The sequence below is a fragment of the Microbacterium sp. genome (assembly GCF_035277845.1).
In the GTDB taxonomy this organism is placed as follows: Bacteria; Actinomycetota; Actinomycetes; order Actinomycetales; family Microbacteriaceae; genus Microbacterium.
Genome location: NZ_DATEJS010000357.1, coordinates 1 through 4,417 on the forward strand (window position 1 = coordinate 1; position 4,417 = coordinate 4,417).

At 71.2% G+C, this 4,417-nt stretch carries 4 protein-coding genes; all 4 read right to left on the minus strand.

Translation table 11 applies throughout. The features are described 5' to 3' along the window. Positions 1-218 precede the first annotated feature (218 nt). Positions 219-1,367 (minus strand): mannitol-1-phosphate 5-dehydrogenase, encoded by a 1,149-nt coding sequence (locus VJR25_RS15695; protein ID WP_324116717.1) that lies wholly within the window; start codon positions 1,365-1,367, stop codon positions 219-221. Positions 1,368-1,371: 4 nt separating this feature from the next. Further along, positions 1,372-1,812 carry a PTS sugar transporter subunit IIA gene (locus VJR25_RS15700; RefSeq protein WP_324116719.1) on the minus strand — a complete coding sequence of 147 codons (441 nt, stop codon included), beginning with the start codon at positions 1,810-1,812 and terminating at the stop codon, positions 1,372-1,374. Between the two features lie 22 nt (positions 1,813-1,834). Then, positions 1,835-3,463: a PTS mannitol transporter subunit IICB gene (locus tag VJR25_RS15705; RefSeq protein ID WP_324116721.1), complete on the minus strand. Its 1,629-nt coding sequence runs from the start codon at positions 3,461-3,463 to the stop codon at positions 1,835-1,837. Next, the coding region (locus VJR25_RS15710; RefSeq protein ID WP_324116722.1) for a putative PEP-binding protein at positions 3,460-4,417 on the minus strand (958 nt) is incomplete at its 5' end. The genes VJR25_RS15710 and VJR25_RS15705, both read right to left, overlap by 4 nt.

Consider the following 4,417-nt stretch of genomic DNA (forward strand, 5'->3'; position numbering starts at 1 on the left):
ACCTGCAGCACCGTCTGGGAGGTGTGCGCGGCGGTGGCGGCGCCGGCGGACGAGCCCGTGCTCTCCTCGCCGTCGTACACGGGCAGGATGCTGAGCACGACGGCCGCGGCGACGGCGAGCAGCGCCGAGACGAGGCCCATCCTCCGCTTGCCGCTCATGGCCCCGTTGTAGCACACGAGCCTCCGGCCGGAAATCGGCCGGAGGCTCGTGCGGGCGGGTCAGCCGGCCAGGACGGCCTGGCGGTCCGCCACCTGGTCTCGCACGCGGGCGAACAGCGGATGCCCGTCGGGAAGCCCGGTCACGATGCCGGTCAGCTCGGCGGCCTCCGTCGTCCGCAGCAGCTGCTGCAGCTCGACGGACTGGGCATCGCCCGGGTCGTCGAATGCCAGCGCCGCGCCGATCGCGGCGACGAGCGCGTCCACCGGCAGGCCGAGCTCCGCCGCATCCGCCGCCGGCCCCACGAACCGCTCGTGACGGGACAGCTTGCGAAGCGGCTGACGCCCCACCCGCCACACGGTGTCGGCGAGCGCGGGGTTGCGGAAGCGCTCCAGGATCGTCGCACGGTACTCGGCCAGCTCCGCGGCATCCAGCCCGTGCTTCCGGGTCAGCAGCGCGGAGGTCTCCTCGAGCGCGGCGGCCACCCGCGCCTCGATCGCCGGGTCGGCGAGAGCGTCCGAGATCTGCTCGATCCCCGCGATCGCCCCGAAGTACGCCGTCGCCGCGTGACCGGTGTTGACGGTGAAGAGCTTGCGCTCGATGTAGGGCGCGAGGTCGTCCACGAAGTGCGCCCCCGGGATGGCGGGCGGATGCCCGCCGAAGGGCGGCAGTTCGATGGCCCACTCGAAGAACGGCTCCACCGTGACATCCACCCCCGCACCCTCCGGCTGCGCCGGGACGATGCGGTCCACCGCGGTGTTGGCGAAGACGGCCCGGCCCGGGTCCCAGTCCTCCGCGGCGAGTCCGACGATCTCCACGCGCAGCAGGTCGGTGGCGTTGATGGCGTTCTCGCATGCCATGATCTGCAGCGGCGGCAGGGCCGGGTCCCGCAGGCGCAGCCCCGCGAGCACGAGCGGGGCCACGAACTTGAGGATGGTCGGCCCCACGGCGGTCGTGACCACATCGGCCGTCGCGACCTCGGCGGCCACGGCATCCGGGTCCGTCGCGCTGTTCAGCGCCCGGAAGCCGGTGACCACGGTGTCGGCGCCCCCCGCGCCGACCTCGTGGACCGTGTAGCTGTCGACAGCGTTGATGGCGTCGACCAGGGCCCCGGCGACGTCCGAGAACACGAGCTCGTAGCCGCCGCGGTGCAGCAGCAGCCCGACGAAGCCCCGGCCGATGTTCCCGGCGCCGAAATGCACGGCCTTCATGCGCTCACCCTTCGTTGACCGCGCTGAGCAGGGCGAACAGGTCCTCCTCGGTCGCGGCCTGCTTCAGCGCCGCGACCGCGTCGTCGTCCGAGAAGAGGATGGCGATGCGCGAGAGGATCTCGAGGTGCTCGTCGCCCTTCCCGGCGATGCCGACCACGAACGTGACCGGCTCACCGCCCCAGTCGACGCCGCCGTCGTACCGCACGAACGACAGCGCCGAGTCGAGGATGGCCCGCTTCATCTCGTTCGTGCCGTGCGGGATGGCGAGCTCGTTGCCCATGTAGGTGGAGACGGTCTCCTCCCGCTGCTGCATCGCGTCGAAGTACTCGGCGGTGACGGCTCCGGTGGCCTGCAGGATGTCCGCGGCCTCGCGCATCGCGTCGAGCTTCGCCGCCGACCCCCCGTGGATCCGGATGTTCCCGATCGCCAGGACCTGATCTGCCATGATGACTCCTTCTTCGTCCGGTCTACTGGCCATCCTGGTGCTGCTCGCGCACCAGGTCCACGACCTCGTCGTAGCGGGGCGAGTTCATGAAGTTGTCGACGGACACGTGGATCGCGTCCGGCGCCTTGGCCCGGGCCCGGTCGGTGAGCTGGTTCTGCGTGATGATCAGGTCGGCCGTGCCGTCGAGGTTCGCGATCGCCTTGTTGACGACGGTGACGCCCTCCACCCCGGCCTTCTTGATCTTGTTGCGCAGCACGCTGGCGCCCATCGCGGAGGAGCCCATGCCCGCATCGCACGCGAACACGATGTGGTCCACGCGCTTCTCGGCGACCGCCGTGTTCGCGGTGGATGCGCCCGCGGTCTCGGCCGTGCCGCCGGCGGTGCGCTGGCGGAGCCCGGACAGCGCCGCCGACTCCTTGCCCTTGTTGGCCTCGGTCTGGGCGATCGCGGCCTGCAGGTCGCCGCCGCCCGCCGCGAGGTCGCGCTTGCGGCTGCGCAGCAGGAACAGCGACGAGAGCAGGAACGACACGGTCGCGGCCAGCACCACCGACAGCAGCACCACCAGCAGGTTCCCCGCGCCCGCGGGAGCCGCGGCCAGGATCACCGCGATGATCGAACCCGGCGCGGCCGGGAAGCGCAGGCCGCCGCCCAGGATGGCGTTGGTCGCGACCCCGGTGATGCCGCCGGCGATCACCGACAGGAACAGGATCGGCTTCATCAGCACGTACGGGAAGTAGATCTCGTGGATGCCGCCGAAGAACTGGATGATGATCGCGCCGGGGGCCGACGAGCGCGCCACGCCCACCCCGAAGAACGAGAACGCGAGCAGCACGCCGACACCGGGGCCGGGGTTCGCCTCGATGAGGAACAGGATCGACTTGCCGGCGTGGGCCGCCTGCTCGATGCCGAGAGGCGTGAACACGCCGTGGTTGATGGCGTTGTTCAGGAACAGGATCTTGGCCGGCTCGACGATGATCGACAGGAGCGGCAGCAGGCCCAGGGAGACCAGCCACTGCACGGCCGCGCCGAGGCCCTCCGCGACGTAGGTGAACACCGGGCCGAAGGCGAAGAAGCCGAGCACGGCCAGGAGCATGCCGAGGATGCCCGCGGAGAAGTTGTTGACCAGCATCTCGAATCCGGGTCGGATCTTGCCGTCCCAGATGCGGTCCATCCACTTCGTGACGAGGGCGGCGAACGGGCCCATGATCATGGCGCCGAGGAACATCGGGATCGTCGTTCCGACGATGACGCCCATGGTCGCGATCGAGGCGACCACGCCGCCGCGCTCGCCGTAGACCATGCGTCCGCCGGTGTTGGCGATCAGCAGCGGCAGCAGATACGTGATCATCGATCCGACGAGGCCCACGTACTGCGGGAACGTGGTCTTGCCGTCGGGGGCGAGCGCGAGGGTCGTCATGGCGTGTGCCCAGCCGACCTGGTTCGCGTTTCCGAAGCCGCCGAGCAGGTCGGCGACCGGATGCCACCAGCCGAGCCAGCCCACGGCGATGAAGAGGCTCGTGATGAGCCCCCACGCGATGAACGCGGCGATGTTCGGCATGATCATTCCGGACAGGAACGTGCCGAACCGCTGGATGTGGACCTGGGCCTTCTTTCCTCCGCTCATGGCGGCGGGGGGTGACGTCGTCGTCATCGGTCTGTCTCTTTCTGTGTGGGGGTTGCGGCCTGTGCGGCCGCTCGGGCGGATGCCGCGTCATCGGCGGCGAGGGCTGCCTCGGCGACACGGCGCGCATCGTCGAGGGTGTGGGTGAGCAGGGACGCCCGCACGTCGGCGAGGGCGGTGGGGGCCATCGACAGGCTGGTCGCGCCGAGGCCGACGAGCACGACGGCCAGCAGCGGATCGGCGGCGGCTTCGCCGCAGATCCCGACCGGTTTGCCGTGGGTCGCTCCGGCAGCGCCGACCTCGCGGATGAGGCGGAGCACGGCGGGGTGCCACGGGTCCTGGAAGGATGCCACCGAGCCGAGCAGGCGGTCGGCGGCCATCGCGTACTGCGTCAGGTCGTTGGTGCCGATCGAGGCGAAGTCGGCGTGCGCGAGGATGCGGTCCGCGAGCAGCGCCGCGGAGGGCACCTCGACCATCACGCCGGCGGTGCGGATGCCGTGCTCCCGCGCGAGCGCGGTGAAGTACGCGGTCTCCTCGACGGTCGCCACCATCGGCGCCATCACCCAGAGGTCGGCGGCCTCCCCGGAGGCGCGCACCGCGGCGTCGGCCTCGGCGAGGGCGGTGAGCTGGTCGCGCAGGATCGGCTCGCTGGCCCGCAGGGCGCGGATGCCGCGCAGGCCGAGTGCGGGGTTCTCCTCGTGCGCGTCGTTGAGGAAGGCGAGGGGCTTGTCGGCCCCGGCATCCAGCACGCGCACGACGACCTTCTTGCCGCGGAACGCGGTGAGCAATGCCGTGTACGCCTCGCGCTGCGTGGCGACGGTGGGGGCGGTGGGGCTGTTCAGGAAGAGGAACTCGGTGCGGAAGAGCCCGACACCCTCCGCGCCGAGCGCGGCGGCCTCGGCGGCGCCTTCGGCCCTGCCGAGGTTCGCCAGCAGCGGCACCGGAGTGCCGTCGGCGAGGGCGCCCGGGGTGATCGGGGCGGAT